26 protein-coding genes are annotated in these 24,244 nt (G+C 31.9%); 12 read left to right on the forward strand and 14 right to left on the reverse strand.

Going from position 1 to position 24,244, the window contains the following annotated elements; genetic code table 11:
• Positions 1–180 precede the first annotated feature (180 nt).
• The 5 genes from porQ (at position 181) to ACHRVZ_RS00115 (ending at position 4,731) form a co-directional block, all read left to right on the forward strand.
• Positions 181–1,200, forward strand: coding sequence for a type IX secretion system protein PorQ (gene porQ / locus ACHRVZ_RS00095; protein ID WP_395419940.1), 1,020 nt, complete (start codon positions 181–183; stop codon positions 1,198–1,200).
• Between the two features lie 4 nt (positions 1,201–1,204).
• Positions 1,205–1,807, forward strand: coding sequence for a murein L,D-transpeptidase catalytic domain-containing protein (locus ACHRVZ_RS00100; protein ID WP_395419941.1), 603 nt, complete (start codon positions 1,205–1,207; stop codon positions 1,805–1,807).
• A 118-nt stretch (positions 1,808–1,925) separates the two neighbouring features.
• Positions 1,926–2,546, forward strand: coding sequence for a murein L,D-transpeptidase catalytic domain-containing protein (locus ACHRVZ_RS00105; protein WP_395419942.1), 621 nt, complete (start codon positions 1,926–1,928; stop codon positions 2,544–2,546).
• Between the two features lie 46 nt (positions 2,547–2,592).
• Positions 2,593–3,285, forward strand: coding sequence for a (d)CMP kinase (gene cmk / locus ACHRVZ_RS00110; RefSeq protein WP_395419943.1), 693 nt, complete (start codon positions 2,593–2,595; stop codon positions 3,283–3,285).
• Between the two features lie 69 nt (positions 3,286–3,354).
• Positions 3,355–4,731, forward strand: a complete 1,377-nt coding sequence (locus ACHRVZ_RS00115; protein WP_395419944.1) for a nucleoside permease — start codon at positions 3,355–3,357, stop codon at positions 4,729–4,731.
• An 82-nt stretch (positions 4,732–4,813) separates the two neighbouring features.
• Here the strand turns inward: ACHRVZ_RS00115 and ACHRVZ_RS00120 are convergent, their stop codons facing one another.
• Positions 4,814–5,323: a hypothetical protein gene (locus ACHRVZ_RS00120; RefSeq protein ID WP_395419945.1), complete on the reverse strand. Its 510-nt coding sequence runs from the start codon at positions 5,321–5,323 to the stop codon at positions 4,814–4,816.
• 409 nt (positions 5,324–5,732) lie between these two features.
• On the opposite strand from ACHRVZ_RS00120, the gene rpsA reads away from it, so the two are divergent.
• Positions 5,733–7,511: a 30S ribosomal protein S1 gene (rpsA, locus tag ACHRVZ_RS00125; protein WP_395419946.1), complete on the forward strand. Its 1,779-nt coding sequence runs from the start codon at positions 5,733–5,735 to the stop codon at positions 7,509–7,511.
• 143 nt (positions 7,512–7,654) lie between these two features.
• Here the strand turns inward: rpsA and ACHRVZ_RS00130 are convergent, their stop codons facing one another.
• Both ACHRVZ_RS00130 and ACHRVZ_RS00135 read right to left on the reverse strand, forming a co-directional pair.
• Positions 7,655–8,185 (reverse strand): ExbD/TolR family protein, encoded by a 531-nt coding sequence (locus ACHRVZ_RS00130; protein WP_395419947.1) that lies wholly within the window; start codon positions 8,183–8,185, stop codon positions 7,655–7,657.
• A gap of 27 nt (positions 8,186–8,212) precedes the next feature.
• Positions 8,213–8,671, reverse strand: coding sequence for an ExbD/TolR family protein (locus tag ACHRVZ_RS00135; RefSeq protein WP_395419948.1), 459 nt, complete (start codon positions 8,669–8,671; stop codon positions 8,213–8,215).
• 271 nt (positions 8,672–8,942) lie between these two features.
• Between ACHRVZ_RS00135 and ACHRVZ_RS00140 the strand changes: the two genes are divergently transcribed.
• Positions 8,943–9,497 (forward strand): fasciclin domain-containing protein, encoded by a 555-nt coding sequence (locus ACHRVZ_RS00140; RefSeq protein WP_395419949.1) that lies wholly within the window; start codon positions 8,943–8,945, stop codon positions 9,495–9,497.
• A gap of 55 nt (positions 9,498–9,552) precedes the next feature.
• Here ACHRVZ_RS00140 and ACHRVZ_RS00145 read toward each other — a convergent pair whose 3' ends face one another.
• The 7 genes from ACHRVZ_RS00145 to ACHRVZ_RS00175 form a co-directional block, all read right to left on the reverse strand.
• The gene (locus ACHRVZ_RS00145; RefSeq protein WP_395419950.1) at positions 9,553–10,398 is read right to left on the reverse strand and encodes an EamA family transporter; all 846 of its coding nucleotides are present in this window, start codon (positions 10,396–10,398) and stop codon (positions 9,553–9,555) included.
• 107 nt (positions 10,399–10,505) lie between these two features.
• Entirely contained in the window at positions 10,506–10,646 is a 141-nt protein-coding gene (locus ACHRVZ_RS00150; RefSeq protein ID WP_041518154.1) for a hypothetical protein, read from the reverse strand.
• Between the two features lie 168 nt (positions 10,647–10,814).
• Positions 10,815–12,602 (reverse strand): M56 family metallopeptidase, encoded by a 1,788-nt coding sequence (locus ACHRVZ_RS00155; protein ID WP_395419952.1) that lies wholly within the window; start codon positions 12,600–12,602, stop codon positions 10,815–10,817.
• 5 nt (positions 12,603–12,607) lie between these two features.
• Positions 12,608–12,976: a BlaI/MecI/CopY family transcriptional regulator gene (locus tag ACHRVZ_RS00160; RefSeq protein WP_395419953.1), complete on the reverse strand. Its 369-nt coding sequence runs from the start codon at positions 12,974–12,976 to the stop codon at positions 12,608–12,610.
• Positions 12,977–13,000: 24 nt separating this feature from the next.
• A complete protein-coding gene (locus ACHRVZ_RS00165) occupies positions 13,001–14,614 on the reverse strand; it encodes a M56 family metallopeptidase (RefSeq protein ID WP_395419955.1) in 1,614 nt (537 codons plus the stop codon).
• 6 nt (positions 14,615–14,620) lie between these two features.
• Entirely contained in the window at positions 14,621–14,989 is a 369-nt protein-coding gene (locus ACHRVZ_RS00170) for a BlaI/MecI/CopY family transcriptional regulator (protein ID WP_395419957.1), read from the reverse strand.
• A gap of 244 nt (positions 14,990–15,233) precedes the next feature.
• A complete protein-coding gene (locus ACHRVZ_RS00175) occupies positions 15,234–16,451 on the reverse strand; it encodes an MDR family MFS transporter (RefSeq protein WP_395419959.1) in 1,218 nt (405 codons plus the stop codon).
• Between the two features lie 98 nt (positions 16,452–16,549).
• Between ACHRVZ_RS00175 and ACHRVZ_RS00180 the strand changes: the two genes are divergently transcribed.
• From ACHRVZ_RS00180 to ACHRVZ_RS00200, 5 genes are all read left to right on the forward strand, one after another.
• Complete coding sequence (locus tag ACHRVZ_RS00180) at positions 16,550–17,149, forward strand: DUF1684 domain-containing protein (protein ID WP_395419960.1); 600 nt, start codon at positions 16,550–16,552, stop codon at positions 17,147–17,149.
• A complete protein-coding gene (locus tag ACHRVZ_RS00185; RefSeq protein WP_395419962.1) occupies positions 17,149–17,808 on the forward strand; it encodes a TatD family hydrolase in 660 nt (219 codons plus the stop codon). Before ACHRVZ_RS00180 ends, ACHRVZ_RS00185 begins: the two co-directional genes overlap by 1 nt.
• Positions 17,809–17,865: 57 nt before the next feature.
• Positions 17,866–18,582, forward strand: coding sequence for a ThiF family adenylyltransferase (locus ACHRVZ_RS00190; RefSeq protein ID WP_395419963.1), 717 nt, complete (start codon positions 17,866–17,868; stop codon positions 18,580–18,582).
• Between the two features lie 105 nt (positions 18,583–18,687).
• On the forward strand, positions 18,688–19,350 hold the full coding sequence (locus ACHRVZ_RS00195; RefSeq protein ID WP_395419965.1) for an HAD family hydrolase: 663 nt from the start codon (positions 18,688–18,690) through the stop codon (positions 19,348–19,350).
• 70 nt (positions 19,351–19,420) lie between these two features.
• Positions 19,421–20,263: a DUF2911 domain-containing protein gene (locus ACHRVZ_RS00200; protein WP_395419967.1), complete on the forward strand. Its 843-nt coding sequence runs from the start codon at positions 19,421–19,423 to the stop codon at positions 20,261–20,263.
• A gap of 179 nt (positions 20,264–20,442) precedes the next feature.
• Here ACHRVZ_RS00200 and ACHRVZ_RS00205 read toward each other — a convergent pair whose 3' ends face one another.
• The 4 genes from ACHRVZ_RS00205 to ACHRVZ_RS00220 form a co-directional block, all read right to left on the reverse strand.
• On the reverse strand, positions 20,443–21,072 hold the full coding sequence (locus ACHRVZ_RS00205; protein ID WP_395419968.1) for an MCP four helix bundle domain-containing protein: 630 nt from the start codon (positions 21,070–21,072) through the stop codon (positions 20,443–20,445).
• A gap of 80 nt (positions 21,073–21,152) precedes the next feature.
• Positions 21,153–21,761, reverse strand: a complete 609-nt coding sequence (locus ACHRVZ_RS00210; RefSeq protein WP_395419970.1) for a hypothetical protein — start codon at positions 21,759–21,761, stop codon at positions 21,153–21,155.
• A gap of 92 nt (positions 21,762–21,853) precedes the next feature.
• Complete coding sequence (locus ACHRVZ_RS00215) at positions 21,854–22,342, reverse strand: hypothetical protein (protein ID WP_395419971.1); 489 nt, start codon at positions 22,340–22,342, stop codon at positions 21,854–21,856.
• A gap of 77 nt (positions 22,343–22,419) precedes the next feature.
• Positions 22,420–24,156, reverse strand: coding sequence for a sodium:solute symporter (locus ACHRVZ_RS00220; protein ID WP_395419973.1), 1,737 nt, complete (start codon positions 24,154–24,156; stop codon positions 22,420–22,422).
• Between the last annotated feature and the right edge of the window lie 88 nt (positions 24,157–24,244).

A 24,244-nucleotide genomic window follows, 5' to 3' on the forward strand; every position in this document is an offset into this window, starting at 1 on the left:
TCCAATATTTTAAGATCCAAATTCCAATCTGATGATTTTCAGTATTGGGATTTGGATTTTTTTATTAGAATTTGCGCTTAATTAGTACTTGCAATTTATTTTTTGGAATTTGATTTTTTATAATTTATAATTTTATCTTCGCATTTGCGTTATCCTCTTAATAGGAATCGCCTCAAAAGCATGCTAAAACAAGTTAATTTACTTTTTTTTATGTTGGTTTGTTCGGTTTCCTTCGGACAAATTGGAGGACGTTACACCTATCAATTTCTAAATTTAACAACCTCGCCAAGACAAGCAGCTTTGGGTGGAAAAATAATAACCATTTATGATGAAGATGTCAATCAAGTGATGTCTAATCCGGCAGCTTTAAATGAAGATATGGACAATCACCTTGCAATGAATTATGGTAGTTATTATGGAGAAGCATCTTACGGAACTGCTTCGTACGCATATACTTACGATAGACACGTGCAAACTTTTTATGCAGGAGTAAGTTATGTAAATTATGGTTCGTTTGAAGGTTATGATGAAAATGGTCAGGCAACATCAGATTTTACAGGAAGCGAAGGCGCACTATCACTAGGATACGCTTACAATATTCCTTATACAGACTTGCATATTGGTGCTAATGCGAAGCTAATAACATCAACTTTAGAGAGTTACAATTCGATAGGTGGTGCAATTGATGTGGGAATTATGTATCAAATTGAAAAAAATAATGTAAATTTGGCCCTAGTATTTCGTAATATGGGAACGCAGTTTACAACTTATTCCGGAATACAAGAAAAATTACCATTTGAAATCGTTGCTGGTGTTTCGCAAGAATTAGAACATGTTCCTCTTCGTTGGCATCTTACTTTAGAGAATTTGCAACAATGGAATATCTCTTTTTCGAACCCTGTTCGTGGAGAAACTAACATTGACGGATCAACTAGTAATGAAAAAGTTTCATTTGTAAATAATGCATTGAGACACGTTGTTGTGGGTTTGGAGCTTTTCCCGAAAAAAGCATTTAATTTGCGTTTAGGTTATAATTTTAGAAGAGGAGAAGAGTTAAGAGTTGATGAACAACGTAACTTTTCAGGCATTTCGTTAGGATTTGGTTTAAAGATGAATAAGTTAAAGTTTAATTATTCCTATTCGAGATATACATTGGCGGCAAATACAAGTCTTTTTGGTTTAATTTTAAATTTTCAATAGTTATATGAAAATAGTCAGTTTATTTTTGTTTTTAACTGTAGGGTTTTTTACGGGCTCAAGATCTTACTTAAAAAAGGAAACTACCATAACCAATTTTGAAGTAGAAAGAATTAACAGTAGAGTAAACGAGATAAGAGATATGATTAGTATTGATTCTAAGTACAATACTAAAATTGCTTTTTTCGTTGACATGAGAATACCTTCGGGTAAGAATCGTTTTTTTGTTTATGATCTTGTGAATAATAAAATTATTGATCAAGGTTTGGTAGCACACGGTTCCGGATCTGAAACAGGTACTAAAGGGAATTTGAAATTTAGCAATGAACCAAACTCAAACTGTACTGCATTAGGACGATACGCTATCGAAAAATGTTATAAAGGTTCTTTTGGGAAATCATATAAGCTAAATGGCTTAGATGAAACCAACAATAATGCTTTAAAAAGAGCTATTGTTTTACATTACTACTCGGCGGTACCATATGAGGAGCAGGATTATTACATAAGTAACAGTCATGGATGTCCTATGGTAAACGAACAATTTTTTAAACGAATCGAAAAATTAATCGATACTTCAAAATCTAAGATCATCTTAGATGTTTATTATTAAAAAATCTTATTATCCAATTTCAATAAAAATAACTACTGTTGTGCGTTTTGCCAACAGTATTTTTTATGACTGAAATTATTTTTTATTAAATTTTAGCGAATCAATTTTACGGTTATTTATGAAGAAGATCTTTTTTGTTTTTCTTGTGTTACTGTTGTTTTTTATTGGATATAAAATTGTTTTTAAAAACAACGATGATAAGTTATTAGGTAAATCTTCGCTAATAATTGATAAAAAGATTGACGAAACTCATATCAATGAAATTAAAAGAATAATAGGTAACGGTTCAAAGTATAATAATAAGATCGCATTTTTTATTGACATGAAAATACCTTCGGGTAAGAATCGTTTCTTTGTTTATGATCTGGTAAATAATAAAATTATTGATCAGGGTTTAGTAGCGCACGGTTCCGGATCTGAAACAGGTACTAAAGGAAAGCTGCAATTTAGTAATGTTCCCAATTCGCTAAGTACTTCATTAGGAAAATATTCGATCGGAAATCATTATAATGGAAAGTTTGGAAAAGCTTATAAAATGTACGGATTAGATAAAACAAATAGCAACGCATTCATTCGGGATATTGTTTTTCATTACTACTTTGATGTTCCATATGAAGAGCAAAAAGGATATATTTGCAATAGCTACGGCTGTCCCATGGTCAACAAAAAGTATTTTGCAAGAATGGCTAAAATAATTGACAACTCAGAATCAGATATTTTGATGAGTATTTATTATTAAAGGTGAGCAGAAGCTATAAAGAAATTAAAATTTAAAAAATAAAAAATTGAAAAAAATTACCATTGCAATTGATGGATACTCATCAACAGGAAAAAGCACTTTAGCCAAACAGTTAGCAAAAGAGTTGGAATATGTTTATGTTGATACGGGAGCAATGTACCGCGCAGTAACATATTTTGCAATGCAAAATCAACTTATAAAAACTGATTTTTTTGACAAAAAATCATTGATTGAAGCTTTACCTAAAATTCAATTGGAATTTAAGTTCAATATTGATTTGGGTTTTGCTGAAATGTATCTGAATAGCGAGAATATTGAAAAACAAATTAGAACTATTGAGGTTTCAAATTTTGTAAGTAAAGTTGCCGAGGTTTCTGAAGTGCGTTCTAAATTAGTAGAGCAACAACAAGAAATGGGAAAAAATAAAGCTATAGTTATGGATGGTAGAGATATAGGTACTGTAGTTTTTCCAGATGCTGAACTTAAAATTTTCATGACTGCCAGTGCCGAAACCCGTGCGCAAAGACGTTTTGATGAACTACAGCAAAAAGGAGATGATGTGTCTTATGAGGATGTTTTGAAAAATGTTGTCGAGCGAGATTATATAGATACACACCGCGAAGATTCACCATTGATAATTGCTGATGACGCAATTGAAATAGATAATTCTTACTTAAATAGAGAAGAACAATTTGAAGCAGTATTAGAATTAGTAAATGATGTTGTTAAAACGATTTAATTTTTTGTAGATATTATTTTTAATGGTAGTTTTACCGCTTCATTTTTACTAAAAAGACAATTTCATCATATGGGAATTAAAAACAGGTTGATTATAATGAGCTTTCTTCAATTTTTTGTTTGGGGAGCCTGGCTTATAACAATTGGAAATTATTGGTTTGGAACTAAAAATTGGGAAGGAACCCAGTTTGGTCTTGTTTTCGGAACCATGGGAATTGCTTCTTTATTCATGCCAACTTTAACGGGAATTATTGCAGATAGATGGATAAATGCCGAAAAATTGTATGGTGCTTTGCATATTGCATACGCATTAGTGTTATTTGGTATTGCACATGTAACTACACCGGACAATTTTATTTATGTAATGTTTGCTGCAATGTGTTGTTATATGCCAACAATTGCTTTAAGTAATTCAATATCCTATACTTCTTTAAAATTAAACAATAAAAATATTGTAAAAGATTTTCCGCCAATTCGTGTTTGGGGAACTATTGGTTTTATTGCAGCTATGTGGATTACTAATTTAAGTGGAAGTAAAGCAACTGAATATCAGTTTTATATTGCTGGTGTTGGAGCAATAATTCTTGGAATTTATGCTTTTACATTGCCAAAATGTAAACCACAAAGACTGACTAAAGAAAACGCAACATTGGTTGAAACTCTAGGCTTAGAAGCTTTTAAATTATTTGGCAATTATAAAATGGCTTTGTTCTTTGTGTTCTCAATGTTTTTAGGAGGCGCTTTGCAATTGACAAATGCTTATGGGGATGTTTTCTTAGATGAATTCAAACATTTTCCAAAATATGCTGATTCATTCGTAATTCAGTATTCGACAATTATTATGTCGATATCTCAGGTTTCTGAAACCTTATTTATTTTAGCTATTCCGTTTTTCTTAAGACGTTTTGGAATTAAGCAAGTAATGTTGATTAGTATGTTGGCTTGGGTTCTACGTTTCGGATTATTTGCTTTTGGAGATCCAGTTGGAGGTTTATGGATGATTATTATGTCTTGTATCGTTTACGGAATGGCATTTGATTTCTTTAATATTTCGGGCTCTTTATTTGTAGAAAGTAATACAGATTCTAAAATTCGTTCGTCTGCGCAAGGTTTATTTATGATGATGACAAATGGAGTAGGAGCGGTTCTAGGAAGTTTAACTTCGGGTTGGGCAATTGATCGTTTCTTTACAAAATCATTTCGCAATACTTCTGAATTAGCTGGTTTTTTACAAACAGACACAACAAATTCAAAAATGTTGGATTTTGTAAAAGAGCAAGGGAATTCAATTTCGGCAGACGGAATTTTTACCAATCCAATTTTAATGAAAGACTGGCACACAATCTGGTTGTCGTTTGCTGCATATGCATTAGTAATTGCGATTGCTTTTGCTGTTTTGTTTAAACATAAACATGATCCAAAGGAAATTGAGAATTTGAGTCATTAAAATATAAAACTTTTAAAAAGTTGATTATATATACTAAACCCGATAAGTTTTTAAAACTTGTCGGGTTTCTTGTTTAAAGAAATTATCCCAGCGAAGCAATCAAGTCTTCTACTTGCTTCTTTTGTTTGGCATATTTTTGTTGAAGTTCAGAATCTTCGCCCATTCGGTTGTAGTATTCTAAACCTTTTTGGGCGAAAAACTTCTTGTGAAAATTTGAGATTTCAGGAATTTGAGGAAATAGAATGTGAAAATTCATTTCATAATAAGCCTGCCATTCTCGCTCGTTTTTGTCTAATACATAAGGTTTAACTGTTTTTTGATTGACGTGAACCATTTCGTGAGCAATCAGAATAAGCATTAACTCTAAGGGAAATTCAAAAGTGTTTTCTGGAATTCTGATAATTTGTGGCTCACCAAATTCACCTTCAGTGGTCATGAGGATAAAGTCTGGTTTTGCTTTTTCCCTAAATTCAAACCCTTTAAGATTTGAGTTTTTAAGATTGTACTTTTTTAAAAGCCAATAAACAGCGTTGATAACTTGCCCGTTTTTATGGAAAGTTTCTATTTTTTGTTTTATTTCTTCGAGTTTCATAGTCATGAGATAAAAATAAGGAAAATTATATTTCTATTGGAAACCTAACAGGTTTTAAAAATCTGTTAGGTTTGGCTTTAAATTTGAACTTAAATACTACTAAGTATCTAATCTAGCCCCGATAGAAGTGGAAATCCTTTTGTGCTGATCCCGAGGCTTAGAGAGGCACAAAAGATTGAAACGGATAGCGGGACTTCAGGTCTTGAAAAACCCGAAATTTGCTACTCCTGAACAATTGGCTGATAATCATTTAGAATTGTTTTGCTATTACAAATAAATATATTAATTTTGCACACCTTTTGGCAGAGAAGAGTTTCCTTTAGGTATCAACTATTTATGTAAAACAACTTCTGTTTTTTCTATCGCTTTGAGAAACTCAAGAAAAACAGAATACAAATTTTTTATCAGCATGTCTGAACAATTAAAATCACAAGAAGAGTTTTTAGCAAATTTTAACTGGCATAACTTCGAAGAAGGTATCGATGCAGTAGATGAGAAAAACTTACAAGAATTCGAAGACTTAGTATCAAAAACTTTCATCGCTACAGATCAAGAAGAAGTAGTTGAAGGTGTAGTTGTTAGAATTACAGATAGAGACGTTATCGTTGATATCAACGCAAAATCGGAAGGTGTTATTTCTTTAAACGAATTCCGTTACAACCCAGCTTTAAAAGTAGGTGATAAAGTAGAAGTATTAATCGACATCCGTGAGGACAAAACAGGTCAATTAGTATTATCTCACAGAAAAGCACGTACTATCAAATCATGGGATAGAGTTATTTCTGCAAACGAAACAGGAGAAATCGTTAATGGTTTTGTAAAATGCAGAACTAAAGGTGGTATGATCGTTGACGTTTTCGGAATTGAAGCTTTCTTACCTGGTTCTCAAATTGACGTTAAGCCAATTAGAGACTACGATGTATATGTAAACAAAATGATGGAATTCAAAGTGGTAAAAATTAACCACGAATTCAAAAACGTTGTTGTATCTCATAAAGCGCTTATCGAAGCTGATATCGAAGTACAGAAAAAAGAAATCATCGGTCAATTACAAAAAGGACAAGTATTAGAAGGTGTTGTTAAAAACATTACTTCTTATGGTGTGTTTATTGACTTAGGTGGTGTTGATGGATTAATTCACATTACTGACCTTTCTTGGAGTAGAATCAACCACCCAAGTGAAGTTCTTGAATTAGACCAAAAATTAAACGTTGTAATCCTTGATTTCGATGATGAGAAAACAAGAATTCAATTAGGATTGAAACAATTAAACGCTCACCCATGGGATGCTTTAGATGCTAATTTAACTATTGGTGATAAAGTAAAAGGTAAAGTAGTTGTAATCGCTGATTACGGTGCATTTATCGAAGTTGCTGAAGGTGTTGAAGGTTTAATCCACGTTTCTGAAATGTCATGGTCAACTCATTTACGTTCTGCACAAGATTTCGTAAAAGTTGGAGATGTTGTTGAGGCTGTTATCTTAACTTTAGATAGAGATGACCGTAAAATGTCATTAGGTATCAAACAATTGACTCAAGATCCATGGACTGACATTACTTCTAAATACCCAGTAGGTTCTAAACATACAGGTATCGTTAGAAACTTTACAAACTTTGGTATTTTCGTAGAATTAGAAGAAGGAATTGATGGATTAATTTACATCTCTGACTTATCTTGGACTAAGAAAATCAAACATCCATCTGAATTTGTAAATGTTGGTGAGAAACTTGATGTAGTTGTATTAGAATTAGATGTTGAAGGACGTAAATTATCTTTAGGTCACAAACAAACTACTGCTAATCCTTGGGATCAATACGAAGATTCTTTCGCTGTAGGAACTATCCACAATGGTGAAATTTCTGAAATCGTTGACAAAGGAGCTACTGTAGAATTCGGAGATGATATCGTTGCTTTCATTCCTACTCGTCACCTTGAAAAAGAAGACGGAAAGAAATTGAAAAAAGGTGATACTGCTGATTTCAAAGTAATCGAATTTAACAAAGAATTCAAAAGAGTAGTTGCTTCTCACACTGCTATCTTCCGTGAAGAAGAAGAGAAAAACGTGAAAGCTGCAACTGAAAATACTTCATCTGCTTCATCTACAAATGCACCAGCTGCAACTTTAGGAGATAACAATGATGTATTAGCTGCATTAAAAGCTAAAATGGAAAAAACTGAGAAAAAATAATTCTTAGTTTCCTCTAAATAGAAAGTCCCACAGCAATGTGGGACTTTTTTTATACTCTTTTTTTTTGTTTCAGGTTTTCTTTGTTTCAAGTTTCAGGTTGTCACGTTGAGCGAAGTCGAAGCGCGCTTCTATTAGGAAGTAATTTATTTAACAGCCAATAATTTTGATTCTTCCGGAGTAAATTCGTTTAAAATAGAATAAGAATTTATGCCTGTTATTTTCATTTCATTTAAAATATCAACTAAATTTCCATAGTTTGAGTTTTTGCCTGGTTTAATAATAACTGTAATTCCTCTTCCGGGTTTACCTCGTTGAGCCGAATATTCTAAAACTATTTTATTTCTATTTAGTAACTCCTTTCTAATTCCGTTTTTGCCAAATTTAGTTTCTTTTAGTCCATCAATTGGAACGAAAAGTAAGCCCGAATAGGTAATTATTTTATTATTTCCGTCAAGTAGAATAGTCATTATTCTATTCTCATCTGGTTTGTTACATTCAGGCTCAGGACCGCAGCCACCGCGATATCTAAAGTCTTGTTCCAACATTTTTGGTTTAGACAACTCAATTGTAACCATAAAAAATATAATCAACAAAAAAGAAATACTGACCATTGCTGTTAAATCAACTCTAGTATTTAGCTTTTTACTTCGCACTTTTTTAGGTAAATTTTGCATAGAATTTGGTTTAAGTTAATTTTGAAATTATTTTGAAGCTAATAATTTTTCTTCCTCAGGTGTAAAATCTTTTACAATGGCATAATTTTGAACATTGGTAATGGCCATTTCATCTAAAATATCAACTAGATTTTTATAGGTTGATTTTGAGCTGGGTTTTATGATTACAATTAGTTTTTTAGATTTATGAAGTTTTGAAGAATTTGCTTGCATGCTCTTATTTTGTTGAATCAATTCTTTTCGTATTCCATTTTCCCCATATTTTGTTTCTTTCGGTGAAATTACCGGAGAATCTAAAGGTCCTCCATAATAGATTATTTTACTGTTTTTACCCAGTAAAATCGTAATCACATTATGTTCGCCAAGTCTTGAATGGCTAATATTCTCATCTGTTTGCGGTAAATTTAAAGTCATTACGGTTGGTTCTGACAATTTTACAGTTACTATAAAAAACACCACAAAGAAGAGGCAAATACTGGCAATCATAATTGCAATAACTTTTATTGTTCTATTTTGACTTTTTCCCTTCTCCTGTAAATTTTACATAAATAAATCTAATTGCTACTAAAGTTAGTAATAAAAGTAATACAATTAGATTGCGAATTCGAAAAAACATTTTAAAAAATATCATGAATTAATATGCTGTTTCTCAGATGTTTTTGAAGTTTTTATACTGTTTTGAAAACCTTTTTGAAGATTTAGTAAAACCAAACCGAAAACTATCCCGTAAATGAGCTTATAACTTAAAACATTCATTATGAAAACTAGAAAATTTTTAGCCGTTACAATCTTAGCATTAGGATTTGGATTCACATCATTTGCTCAAAAAACTGTAATGGTTGGTGGAGCTGCAATGTATCCTAATAAAAATATTATTGAAAATGCAGTAAACTCAAAAGATCACACTACACTTGTAGCCGCTGTAAAAGCTGCAGGATTAGTTGAAACACTAGAAGGAAAAGGACCATTTACCGTTTTTGCCCCAACAAATGCAGCATTTGATAAATTACCAAAAGGTACTGTTGAAACACTACTAAAACCTGAAAACAAAAAAATGCTTCAAACGATCTTGACCTATCATGTCGTTGCAGGAAAAATGAATGCTTCAGATATTGCAAAAGCAATTAAAGCAGGAAATGGAAAAGCTACTCTTAAAACTGTTAGCGGTGGAACTCTAACTGCCTGGATGAAAGGAAAAGATTTATACATTAGCGACGAAAGCGGAAATAAAGCTAAAGTTACAATTGCAGATGTTAATCAATCGAATGGTGTAATTCATGTAGTTGATACGGTTTTATTGCCTAAAAAATAATTCAATAAAAACTTTAAGAACAAAAAAAGTCCTGTATTTACAGGACTTTTTTTATTTATCTTTTTGCCGTTAACGTTGATCCGGCAGAGGCAATAACTACGCAAACAACAGCCAGTATTTGATAAAAACTTAAATGTTCTTGCAAAAATATGAAAGCACATACAGAAGCTGCAGCAGGTTCTAAACTCATTAAAATACTAAATGTACGGGGAGGAAGTTGTCCCAGTGCTTTCATTTCTAGCGTAAATGGTATGGCACTTGATAAAAGAGCAAGCGCAATACCCATTCCAAAAAGTTTTGGAGTAAGATTCGCTAATCCGTTTTCGTAGAAACCAAATGGTAAAATTAAAATAGCAGCAAACAACATTCCGGTTGAAACGGCTTGACCACCATTCATTATTTTAGAAACTTTTCCACCTAAAACAATATAAGCTGCCCACAGCGCACCAGCCAAAAGCGCATAAATAACACCAATTAAGTCTATACTTGAATTATTCCAGGGAGCGATTAAAGCGATTCCGATTGCCGCTAATAAAACCCAGCAATAATCAATTAAACGTCTTGAGCCAATTATAGCTACTAAAAGAGGTCCAACAAATTCTAATGTAACGGCTAATCCAATTGGAATTCGTTCGATTGCTAAATAAAAAATTAAATTCATTGCGCCTAAAGACAAACCATAAGGAACTACAATTTTCCATTGATTAGGTGTAATTTGTCTTAAGTTTGGTCTATAAGCCAGTAATAAAATTATTGCTGAAACTCCAATTCTAATAGATGCTGTTCCGGCTGCTCCGATGGCCGGAAATAAAGTTTTTGCTATTGCGGCGCCACATTGTACACTAATAATAGCGAGTAACACGGCATAAATAGGAGGGATATTGAATTCTTTATTTTTCATGGTAATCTGTGGAATAGGAAGCAAGAAATATGCTTAGAAGTAAAAATTTCTTATTTCTTAAGAAGAATTGTTGAGATTGACTTCAATTAAGTTATTTGTTGTTGTTTTTATTCTAAAGCACGTTTCGTAACAAAAGCGCGGTAGCCAATAATAGCCATTTGCCATTTTTTGGCTTTTGAGATGTCCAAACCTTGTTTCGTGAAACTCGGTAAAAGAACTTTATTAATTTTGGCTAAGATTTTATACATAAGTTGGGGATTTTCGTCAAAGATATAAAAAAAGACTTTGCGGTTGGGCAAAGTCTTTTTTGGTTGATTTAATATAGTTACACATAAAAATATTAATATGATTTATATGTTTGATTAAAAAAAACCAGTGTCTTCTAACACTGGTTATATTCATAAACATTTTGATTGTTACGATCTTTTGTTTTCTTTTTCAAATTTCTTCATTTCTTTCGCATGTTCCTTCATGTTTTTCTCATAAACTTTCATGTCTTTCTCAAACTGTTGCATCTTTTTTTCAAAATCATCTCCAAATTGCTGATCGATGCTGGCGCCATATTTGTCCATCTCTGCTCCAAATTTTTCCATTGCAATTTCGTACTTTTCCATTTCTTTGTCGTAAACAATTTCACGTTTAGACATGATTTCGTCTACTTGCTTTTCATAAGCAGCCATTTTTGGTTCAAAAGCCTCCATTTTTTTATCAAATTCCTCCATCTTTTTTTCGAAATTTTTCATCGCAACTTTGTCCTTAAGATTTTTTGGCGGTGATGGAGCTTTTGGCATTTTTGACATATTTGGCGGAGCAGGAAGCTCTAAGTCTTTTGGTAATACAGGCATTACCGGAGCAATTGGTGCTGGTGGTAATGCTGCGGTTGCAGGAGGTGTAGGAGGAACTGGCGGAGCTGGTAAAGCTCCCGTATTTTGACTGTTAAATCCTCCAATTTTAACGACACGATTATGAATTACCATTGGTTTATCAATTGCGTCATCTGTAAGTATACCAATTTTCTTTGAACCATTACCTTCAGTAGAAACAACAATTCCACAGTTCTTAATAGCTTCGTCACCCTCAATTTGAAGAGTTTGAGTCTCTTCGTTTCCTTTTTTGATTTCGACTCTAATAGCTGTTAATTCATTTTTTGAATTTCTTTTCACATCAGAAATAACAACATCGGCATCATGTTTTTTCTTTAACTTTTCAGCCATTTCTTTTAATTCCTGATCCGTTGTAGTTTTCTTGATTTTAAATACATCCAGAGAATCACCTGGCTCAGTAATTTCCTGATTTTCTTTTCTTGCTTTTTCCTGTGCAATGGTTTTAATTTGAAACAACAGTACAAAAGCAACAAGTGCCGGAAGTATCGCATAATACTTCCAATAATTCGATTTTTTTGATTGATTTTTGTTTAACATGACAATTCGTTTTTTGATTAATGATTGATAAAAATGATTGGTGATTGCAACACATGATTCGTGTGTTGTTATTTTTAAAAGCGTGTATTGATATGCTTTTTTGTCGGATATTTTTTTGGCAGCTTCGTTATCAGCTATGAATTCAAGGTTTTGAAGAATGGCTTTTTTGTACAGCCAAATAATTGGATTGAACCAAAAAAGCACGCAGAAAACTCTTGAAATTAAAACGTCTATAGTATGATTCTGATCGCTATGCACTTTTTCATGCTCAATAATACTTTCTAATTCTGAAGCCGTATACATTGATGAGTTGTAAACAATATAATCAAAATAAGAAAATGGAGCAATATTCTCGCTGATATCTACAAATTTAAAGTCTGCTTGTTGGTGTATTTTTTTGCCTTTTAATACAGAACTTAGACTATAGAAATCAATGGCAAACTTGATGATTAGGGTCAAAAAACCGATACCATAAATAGCTAACACTGCATAATTCCAATTGATATCAAAAGTTTCATTTTGAATATTATGAGGAATTGAAGTCTGAGAATAATTCAAAATTGGAATTGTTTTTGATACTGAAACCTGAATAGGAGCAGGCTCAATCCAAATTATTTTGGTGTAAACTAAAAAAGGTAAGACGACTGACGTGATTAAACCGGCCAATAAAAACCATCTGCTGCTATTAAAGAATGTTTCTTTGCGTAATAAAAAATAATAGGCACAATAAAACAATAATAGTAGTCCGCTTGATTTTGCGATAAAGGTGAAAAGTGCTTCCATAACGATTATTTTTCTTCTTGAGGAGTTTCAATCATTGCGAGGATTTCACGCAACTCTGCTGCCGAAATTTTTTCTTCTTTAGCAAAAAATGAAACCATACTTTTATAAGAGCTGTTGAAATAATTATCAATAGCTGTACTCATAAATCCTTTACTGTAATCTTCAATACTTACAATTGGAAAATATTGATGTGTATTTCCAAATGCATTGTGACCTACATATCCTTTTTCTTCTAAGTTTCTAACAATAGTCGAAAGTGTGTTATAATGAGGCTGATCTTCGGTGATTTCTGTTTGAATTTCTTTTACAAAAGCCTTTTTTAGCTTCCATAAAATATGCATGATTTCCTCTTCTTTGTTGGTTAGCTTTTGCATGATTTAAGTTTTTATGCTATACAACTATTTTGTAGTTTCGATCACAATTACACCATTTCTTCCTTCTTCACCGTAGTTTCTGATTGCGTCAGCACCTTTAAATATACTCATTGTTTTTATAGGAAGCTTTTGAAGTTCTTCAGTTGTTAACCCATTAACAACTACTCCGTCTACCATAATTAATTTGTCAGATGTAATACGAATATTAGGTTGAGAACTAGGACTAATTATAATATTTGAGGTTGCCTTTTCGTTCACATTTGAAGTTACAACAACAGTAGTTGCAGTTTTTGTATCTGCATTTACAGTAGTATTTACATTAGCATTTACAACAGTATTAGTGTCAGTAGTGCAATTAGTTTTTGTGCTAGTATTAGAATTAGTGTTAACATCAGTATTCGTTTTAGAGTTTTGAACTTTTATTATTTTTACATTGTGTTCTTCAGCAGTTTGATTTTCTGTGATTAAACTAATTTTCTTTGTTCCACTATCGCTTGTTGTAACGATAATCCCGCAGTCTTTAATTCCTTCCGAACCTTCAATTTGAAAATTTTGAGTTTCTTCAGTACCATTTTTTACGTCAACTTTTATTGCTGTTAATTCGTTTTTTGAATTTCGTTTTAGATCTGAAACTTTTAAATCAACATTGTGATTTAGTTTTAGATTTTCTGCAATACGCTTTAATTCCTGATCTGTCGTTGTTTTTCTGATTTTAAAAACATCAACAGATTTAATTCCTTTCTTGGAAATTTCAGTATTAATTCCTTGTTTTTCTTTTGCAATTACTTCAACCTGAAATAAAAACATAAAGGCTGTAAGTGCTGGAATTATTGTGCAATACTTCCATAAATTACTCTTTTTTGATTGATTTTTGTTTAACATAACGATTCGTTTTTTGATTAATGATTGATAAAAATGATTGGTAATAGCGAGACAATTCTCGTGTGTCGTAATTTTTAAAAGCGTGTATTGATACGCTTTTTTATCTGATATTTTTTGAGCAGCTTCTTTATCAGCAATAAATTCAAGGTTTTGAACGATTGCTTTTTTGTAAAACCAAATTAGAGGATTGAACCAAAATAATACACAGAAAACTCTGGAAATCAATACATCAAATGTATGATTTTGATCACTATGCACTTTCTCGTGCTCTAAAATGCTTTCTAATTCTGATTCGCTATACAGTGATGAGTTGTAAACGATATAATCAAAATAGGAGAAAGGAGCAATGTTCTCTTTGATATCTACAAACTTAAAATCAGCTTGTTGTTGTATTTTTTTTCCTTTTAGTATCGAGTTTAAACTATAAAAATCGAAGGCAAATTTTGCAACAAAACCTACTAAACCAATACTATAAACAGCAATAAAAATTAAGCTCCAATTGATTTGAAAAGAATCATTTACTATATTTTCCGGATTTATTTGAGTGTAGTTCAAATCTGAAATAGGGGCAGAGTCTATCAATACTATTTTAGTAAAAACCCAAAAAGGCAATACAACTGATGTAATTAAACCAGCTAATAAAAACCATCTATTGCTATTAAAGAATGTTTCTTCGCGCAGCAAAAAATAATAAGCACAATAAAACAGAAGTAACAATCCGCTTGCTTTTGCTATAAATATAAGAAGTGCTTCCATAAACGGTTATTTTTCTTGTTTTGGATTTTCGATCATTGCTAAAATTTCACGTAATTCTGCTGCCGAAATCTTTTCTTCTTTGGCAAAAAATGAAACCATATTTTTATAAGAACTATTAAAGTAATTGTCAATTGCTGTATTCATAAACTTTTTGCTATAGGCTTCTAATGTAACAGCTGGATAATATTGATGTGTGTTTCCAAATGCATTGTGCGCTACAAAGCCTTTTTCTTCCAAATTTCGAACAATTGTCGAAAGTGTATTATAATGCGGTTGATCTTCAGTTATTTCTGCTTGAATTTCTTTTACAAAAGCTTTTTTTAACTTCCATAAAATGTGCATGATTTCCTCTTCTTTATTGGTTAGCTTTTGCATGTTTTCTAATTTTAATTCAAACCTACAACTATTTTTCTAGTTACACAACTATAAAAGCAGTTATTTAACTAAAAAACACGTTTTACTACTTTTTGGGTACGAGATACGCTAAATTATTTACCGCAAAGTTCGCTAAGTTTATATTTTAGGAAGCGAATGTAAGATGCATAAAACGCAAAGTTCGCAAAGCTTTATCTGTAATGCTTTGCGAACTTTGCGTTAAAATTAACATCGTATAAGGATTTTAGGTCATTTTCTCTTTATGTAATGCTTTCTTAATCCAGACGCAACAAAGTGTTGCAATGACTCCAATAGAAGCCATAAAGAACCAATTGATTTGGTAGCCCAGACGAGTAATAATTTCGAAACCTACTTTTGAGCTAATAATATGAGCTAAACTGAAACTCATTGTATAAAGTGCCATATATCGGCCTTCTTGCCCGCGTGGAGCCCTACTTAGTGCAAAAGCATTCGAAAAAGGGAAGGTTAAAATTTCTCCTATAGAAATACAAATCATACTAATTACCAGAATTCCAGCCCAAACATTAATTAATAATAAAAAGAAGCTGGATGCCATTACAAATGATCCCAAAATGATGATTTTTATTTTAGGGAAACCTTTTCGCTCCATAAAACCAACAGTAGGCATTTCTAAGGCAAAAATCAAGAGACCGTTTAAAGTCATTAGTAATCCGGTTTGAAACTCAGATAAACCAAATTTTTCGTTATGATATAAAGGTAAAGTTGTAAAAAGCTGAAAGAAAATCATTGCCGTTATGAAGCTCACAAACAAGAAAACCCAAAATATCTTATCGTGAAAAACGGATTTTATTTCTCCTGCACTTTCAATTTTATCATCATGAACTGCTTTTTTCTTCTCCTTAACCAGTAAAGCAAAGATTGAAATTGAAATGATACAAGATGCCCCATCGATCCAGAATAATCCAGAATAACCAATTCCCATAATAATTAAACCTCCTAAAGCTGGTCCGGCTGCAAAACCTAGATTTACGGCTAAACGCACTAAAGTTAATGCACGAGTTCTGTTTTCAGGCTTTGCATATGCGCCAAGCGAAACAAACATTGCAGGTCTGAACATATCTGCAATGGTCATTAAAACAAACATTGCAACGCAAAGCGCCCAGAAAGTAGTGATATATTGTACAAAGAAAAGTGAGACTCCACTGGTGAATAAACTAAAAATCATGATTTTATAAAAACCAATTTTGTCGGACAATTTCCCTCCTAACCATGAACCTAACATTGACCCAAATCCAAATGCAACCATGATCCAACCCACCTGATTATAACTAAAGTGCAAATCTTCTTTTAAATATTTAGACAAAAAAGGTAATACCATTGTACCCGCACGATTGATAAAAGTGACGATCGCAAGTATCCAAATTTCTCTTGAAAATCCTTTAAAATTATTAATGTAGTGACTAAAAGCAGTTTTGAGCATTCTAAAATAAGTTATTTGCCACAAAGTTAGGAAACTTTGTCGGTTAGAGTGGTTGCTGCTTTGTTACTTTTAAACTATTTTTGCTCAAAATTTAGAAGATGAAAAATGTTATCGCTTTTATAGTATTGCTTGTGGTTAATTTCTGTTTTAGTCAGAATAAATTTGATCAAAAAGAATCCGAAAATTTTCAGACGAAGATTAATGGAGAATATGCTGACGCTAAGACAAGTCCGTTGATGCAAGAAGACCTTAAAACCTTCAAAAGCTTAGATTTTTATCCTATAAACGGTAAGTATTTTGTGATTGCAAAGTTTGAAAAAGCAGAGAATGAAAAAGTTTTCGAAATGAAAACTACAGGAACAAGAACGCCAAAGTACATTAAATACGGAACTTTATATTTTACAATAGATGGTGTTTCGCTAAAGTTGAACGTATATCGCAATATTGAACTTTCAAAAACTAAAGAATATAAAGATCATTTATTCCTGCCTTTCTCAGATTTAACTTCAGGTAAAGAAAGTTATATTGGCGGAAGATATATTGACTTGAAAATTCCGAAAGGAAAAACAATGGCAATCGATTTTAATCAAGCCTATAATCCGTATTGCGCATATAATCACAAGTATTCTTGCCCGCTTGTTCCATTAGAAAATGATTTGAATGTTGAGATTAAAGCAGGCGTTAAAACATTTCATTAATGGAATTCTTTAATTTTCATACACATCAGTTTACAAATCAATCTAATGTTTTGGAGTTGGTAAATCAATATCCGCAAGAGTTTGATAGTTCGATTCCGTTTTATTCAATTGGGATTCATCCTTGGTATATTAAGGAAGATACAATTGATGCTGATCTGAAAATTATAGAGGAGAAATTGCAAAGCAAAAACTGTCTTGCGATTGGAGAATGTGGTCTGGATAAACGAATTGAAGTCGCGTTGGAACTACAAATCGCAGTTTTTGAAAAGCAATTGATTCTAGCTGAGAAATATAATAAACCTGTTGTTATACATTGCGTAGCCGCTTTTCAGGAAGTAATTGAAATCAAGAAAAGAATGAAGATTTCGGTACCAATGATAATTCATGGATTTTCTAAAAATAGTCAAATTGCAAGTCAACTCATAAAAGAAGATTTTTACCTTTCATTTGGGAAATATTTACTTAGAAATCCAGATTTGAAAACGGTTTTTCAGAGTATCCCAAACGATCATTTTCTCTTAGAAACAGATACAATTGAAGAAAACATTAATCAAGTTTATAATTTAGCTGCTGAATATAAAAATATAACAGTGAAAGAGTTACAAGAGGTTATATCAAGTAATTATAAATATATTTTTAAACGAGAGGTTAATAGTTAAGGAGAGAACCTGAATATTAAAACCTGAAACAAAAAACAAATTAAAAAAATAAGTTATATGGCAGAATGGACAGAAAGAGCCGAGCTTTTATTTACTAAAGAAGGATTACAAAACTTACAAGACTCAAATGTATTGGTAGTTGGGTTAGGAGGAGTTGGATCATTTGCTGCTGAGTTTTTGGCAAGAGCAGGCGTAGGAAGTATGACAATTGTTGATGGAGATGTTGTAGATATTACAAATATCAACAGACAATTACCTGCTTTGCATTCAACAGTTGGACAACCCAAAATAACAATAGTTGGAGACCGTTTAATGGATATTAATCCTGAATTGAAACTAACTCGTGTTCAGGAGTTTTTATCTCCGGAAAGAGCTTTTGAAATTGTGTCTCCAGAATTTGATTATGTTTTAGATTGTATTGACAGCATAACTCCAAAATTAAATTTAATCATTGCTGCAAAACGCAAAAGAGTAAAAATCATTAGCAGTATGGGCGCCGGAGGTAAAATGCTGGCTTCTAAAGTAAAAGTTACAGATATCTCTAAAACAATCAACTGTTATTTTTCTAAAGCCATTAGAAAACGTTTAAAAGCGGAGAAAATAAATAAATTAAAAGTAGTTTTCTCGTCTGAAATTCAAGACGAAAAAAGCTTAAAATTAACTGACGGAAAAAACTTTAAAAAATCGTTCTACGGAACCAATAGCTATATGCCAGGATTATTTGGTCTTCATATCGCTGAAACCGTAATTCGCCATTTGCTTAAAAAAGAGTAAATTAAAGAGGCTAAGTTGCTAAGGTTCTGAGTTACTAAGTTTGTAGCTAAAAAACTTAGAAGCTTAGTAACTTAGTAACTCAGAACCTTAGTAACTAAAAAAAGAATGATAAAAACAGTAATTTTTGATATGGATGGTGTAATTGTTGACACCGAACCAGTTCACCGTTATGCATACTACCAACAATTTTCGGAATTAGATATTGAAGTATCTGAGGAAATGTATACTTCGTTTACCGGATTTTCGACACGAAATACATTTCAAACCCTGAAAGGTTTTTTTCCAACTATTGCGCATGAAGTAGAAGATTTGATTCAAAGAAAAAGAAGTATTTTTAATGATGCATTCGATACCAAAGAAGATTTATATTTATTAGAAGGCGTTGAAGATTTAATTAAAGATTTGTACGCTAATGGAATACAATTGATTTTAGCATCTTCGGCATCAAAGGTTACAATCGAGCGCGTTTTTACACGATTTAATTTACATCAATATTTTTCTGCAATAGTTAGTGGCGAAGATTTTCCGCAATCAAAGCCAGATCCGGCAATTTTTGTCCATGCAGCTTCTTTATCAATTGCTCCAAAAGAGGAGTGTATTATTATCGAAGACAGCACAAATGGTGTAAAAGCAGCAAAAGCCGCAGGGATTTTTTGTGTGGGTTATAACAGTGAGCATTCAAAATTACAAGATTTGTCAGATGCAGATTTGATTATCAATCATTTCAATGAATTAGATGCTCAAAAAATATCACAATTAGGCTCTTGAATTAAGTTAAATTTAACATTTGTTCGCTAATTGAATTTGTAAATTTGAACAAAACAAATAAACTCATATAATGAAAAAACTACTTATTGCATTCGCCATTATTTTGGCGCCATTTGCTACAGAAGCACAAATAAAAACACCACAAGCAAGTCCAAAAGGGTATATTAAACAAACAGTTGGTTTGACTGATGTCGAAGTTACTTATTCAAGACCAGGCGCTAGAGGTAGAGCAGTTTTTGGTAATTTAGTTCCGTTTGGTAAATTATGGAGAACTGGAGCAAATGAAAACACAATCATTAATTTTAGTGATGATGTTGTTATTGATGGTAAAACTTTGAAAAAAGGGAAATACGCTATTTATACCATTCCTAAAATTGAAAGCTGGGAAGTTATTTTTTATCTTTCTACGGATAACTGGGGATTACCGGAAAATTGGAGTGATTCGTATGTAGCTTTAAGAACTACTGTAAAAGAAGATGCTTTACCAACTCCGCTTGAGACTTTTACAATTGGAATTAACGGTTTAGATCCGAATTTTGGATATTTAGAAATGGCTTGGGAGAACTCTCACGTAGCTTTAAAATTTGAAGTTCCAACTGCAAAAATCGCAACTGCAAGTATCGAGAAAGTTTTGGCTGGACCAACTTCAAATGATTATTTTGCAGCAGCTCAATATTTGTTTCAATCAAACGGAAACATGGAAACGGCTAAAACTTACGTAGACAAGTCTTTAGATATGATTACTGAAAAACCATATTATATTTTAAGATTAAAATCTCAGATTCAGGCAAAACAAGGTGATAAAAAAGGAGCGGTTGAAACTGCAAAAGCTTCACTTGCTGCTGCAGAAGCTGCTAATAATCAAGACTACGTAAAATTAAATAAAGATAGTATTGCAGAATGGAGTAGATAATACTTCAGATTTCAATATCATGAAAATCCAAATTTTAAAGTTTTAAGCTTTAGAATTTGGATTTTTTTATTGATTTATTTATTAAGGAATAAGACTTAAGCGAAAAATACTTTTTTGTCATTTCGAGGAACGACAATACTGTAGATAAACTTAGCAAATATTAAAGAAACTAAAAAGCTTTAATTTAAACTTGGCGGTTCAGGAATTTTGATCGTTCTCTTAATTTTCTTAACGATTAAGAGGTAGAAAGTAATTCCGCCTAAAATAATGAGCAGTGCAATTTGAAGCTGTCCAAGACTATCGTTTTTGCTGTACAAAGCATTGGCACTGGCCAATTTTGCTTTTCCTTCCTGGATCTGAATTTGTGATAAAGATTCTAATGTTTTTAAAGCATCAGTACTTAAAACAACAATATTGCTCCAGTTTTTATTGGCAACCTGTTTGTCTATTTCTTTGCAGGAACTCAAAAACGTGTCGAAATATTGTTTTTCCTTATTTGTCAAAACCGTCTTAGCATACAAATCATCAATATTATGAATTACACTTAATGTATGTATGATTTCATTTTTTTTAGTGTTATCGCTTAAGTCCAGTTTTTCAGCTTCAGCTTTTATAAAATGAAGTTCTTTAGAATATTGAAAAATATAATGCGCAACAACTAATCGATCGTTAAAAATCGCATTGATATTTTCGTTTACGTTTTTAGAATTTTGTAATGTATTAAAGTTTCCCAGCAAAATGATTAGCATTACAATAAGTAAAATAAAAGCAGCTTTTGTTTTGTTGCTGTATCTTTTTAAATCTTTCATAGTAATGCGTTTTTTTAAATTGAGTTAAAAATGACTTTATCAAATAAATGACGGAGTTAATCTTTGTAACGGAATTAATTTTATTTTGACACAAATCCTGTTTTTAGATTACTCTCAATATTTTTTATGGATGCAAGCGGTGTAATTTTTATGATTTTAGTTCCTTTTTGAATATAAAAATAATAAAGGCTATTGCAACCGAGTAGAAAAATCTGCTCTGATTCGCCAGTAGTATAATTCAGTTTAGAATTGTATTGTGCAGTATCATTTTTAACGCGTTCTAAAGCAAAATGTCCGTTGCCAATTCCTGTTCCAACAAAAAAGTATAACAATACCGAGGCAAGCAATTTTAGCGTAAGAGTGTTGTAGTAATTTGTTTTTTCCTGCTCAGATAATTCGTCTGTAGGTTTTAATTTGAAAAGTTTTTGAACTGATTTTTTGTGATTGTACTTCAATAATATTTTTGGCAGATATATATGAAAGGTAAAAATTAATAATATTGTTACTAAAGTTATTGGATTTGACATAAAATCAGCAATTGGACTAATTAAGATATCCATAATAGTGGAATATTTTAAAATGTTGATTCCAAATTGATAATAAAAGCAACTTTCTTTTAATATTCCCAATACAACAAGGTAAATGTAACCAAGTGGAAGTAGTTTTTGTATTTCGTCTGAATATTTCATTTAATAATTTTGGTTTTGGCGAATACTAAAATAGTACTTTTTTATCACAAATACTTATTAGATATTTTCCAAAGAAAATTATTTGATGAGAATCACAAGGATTTATTTTTCTTAATTAAGGACATAGTTTGTTTGTTTACAATTTCGGCTGCTCTTGTTAGAAAAGGAGGATTTGTACATGCACCATAACTAATATAAACAATGTGGTCATCGTCTTGAAGATTTTCATTACTCTTTTTTGCTTTTAGATAACTCTCCATTCCCATAATTAACATAACTGGGTTTCCCTCTTGATAAAGTTGAGTAGCAATTCCAACTAATCGACCTTCACCCATGAGCTGTACTTCTTTGTCTTCAAAACTCAAAAGCATCATACAATACATCAGAGAACAGAGTTTTGCGTCTTTCCAATTGGGATACTTTTCTAAAATTTCAGCACCATGATTTAAGTTCTCAAAACATTTGGTGTAAAGTTGAGTTGAGATTGAATTGTCTACAATTTCTTCATTCTCAACAGCATTTTGACTTTTAGCTTGAAAATTTAGACAAACGAATAAAATTAAGACAAGTTTGTTAAACATAGTTTTTAATAAGAATTAGAAATTTAATTTTTAGTTTTCTCAATTTTGTTTTTGGAATAAAGGGATAAAATTCTCAATTAATCCAAAATTACTTCATCTAAATTCTTTTCTTTTCTAAAAAATATGATCTGCATAAGAAACGCCAGAATAATTGTCAATATCGCTCCAATAAAATTCAGCCATAAATAACCCAATTTTTCCTGACCGCTAGGATATATTGCAATCATAAAATAGTAAATGATGAATATCGTTATTTGACTAATAATCGCACTATAAAACATGGCTTTTGCCTTTACTCGACGCGTATAGAATCCGATTAAAAAGATCCCTAGAACCGTTCCATAGAAAATAGATCCAATGATATTTACTAATTGAATTAAATTCTCAAATAAAGTTCCAACACAAGCAAAAAGAATCGCTACAATTCCCCAGAATAATGTAAAAAATTTGGTTGCATTTAGATAATGCTTCTCTGATTTTACGGTTTTTAAGTTTCGTTTATAAATATCAATGGCAGTTGTAGAAGCCAAGGCATTTAATCCCGATGCTGTTGATGACATTGCTGCCGAAAGAATTACAGCCAATAACAAACCTATCAAACCTTTTGGCAAGTAATGCAGAATAAAGTGGAAAAATACATAATCTTTATCATTGGTTTCGCTATTTGGATCTGCTTTTAATATAATTTCTTTGGCACGATCGCGCAAATCTTTTTCTTTATTGGATAAAGTGACTAATTCTTTTCTCAAAATTGGATTATCAAAATCCTGATTTAATTGATCTATATACAGAAGATTAATCACTTTTTTGTCTTCAGAAAGTGTGCTTAATTTTTTTTCTAAAGCGTGATATTCTTCTTTATAAGCCGATTTTTCTATTACGGTTTTATTATTTGGATTAAAATTTAACGGAACGGGATTGAACTGAAAAAACACGAATACCATAACTCCGGTTAACAGAATAAAGAATTGCATTGGAACTTTTAAAATTCCGTTCATAATTAATCCCATTTGACTTTCGCGAACTGATTTTCCTGATAAATATCGTCCAACCTGAGATTGATCAGTACCAAAATAGGCGAGGGCAAGAAAAAAACCTCCCGTTATTCCGCTCCAAAAAGTATATTTTTCTTCTGGATCAAAGGAGAAATTTACAATATTCATTTTATCATTAGCACCTGCAATATGCAGTGCGCTGGTAAATGTCATATCGTTTGGCAAATAATGCAGTATCAGAAAAAATGTAATAAACATTCCTAACATGATTATAAACATCTGTTGCTTTTGCGTTACGTTTACTGCTTTTGTTCCTCCTGAAAAGGTGTAAATAATTACTAAAACACCAATAATAACGTTCATTAAGGTTAAATTCCAGCCCAAAAGTGCTGATAGAATAATTGCAGGAGCATAAATGGTAAGTCCGGTTCCTAAACCTCTTTGTACTAAAAATAGGATTGCAGCAAGTGAACGCGTTTTTAAATCGAATCGCTTTTCTAGAAATTCGTAGGCGGTAAATACCTTGTTTTTATGATATAAGGGAATAAATGTGATACAGATAACAATCATAGCAATTGGCAATCCAAAATAGAATTGCACAAAACCCATTCCGTCATGATATGCTTGTCCCGGAGTAGATAGAAAGGTAATGGCGCTTGCTTGCGTTGCCATAACCGAAAGTCCAACGGTGTACCAAGGCGTTTCGTTGTTTCCTAAAATAAAATCCTCGACGTTTTTACTTCCTTTTGTTTTCCAAGAGCCATATCCAACAATGAATAAAAGAGTAACAATCAGTACGATCCAATCAAATAGTTGCATAGGTTATGAATATAATTGCATGATTAAGAAAAAAATCAGAATGTAAATGGCATTTGCTACTAATACGTAGGTGTAGCTTTTTTTCCAT

It is taken from the genome of Flavobacterium sp. FlaQc-57 (assembly GCF_044007395.1).
Classification (GTDB): Bacteria; Bacteroidota; Bacteroidia; order Flavobacteriales; family Flavobacteriaceae; genus Flavobacterium.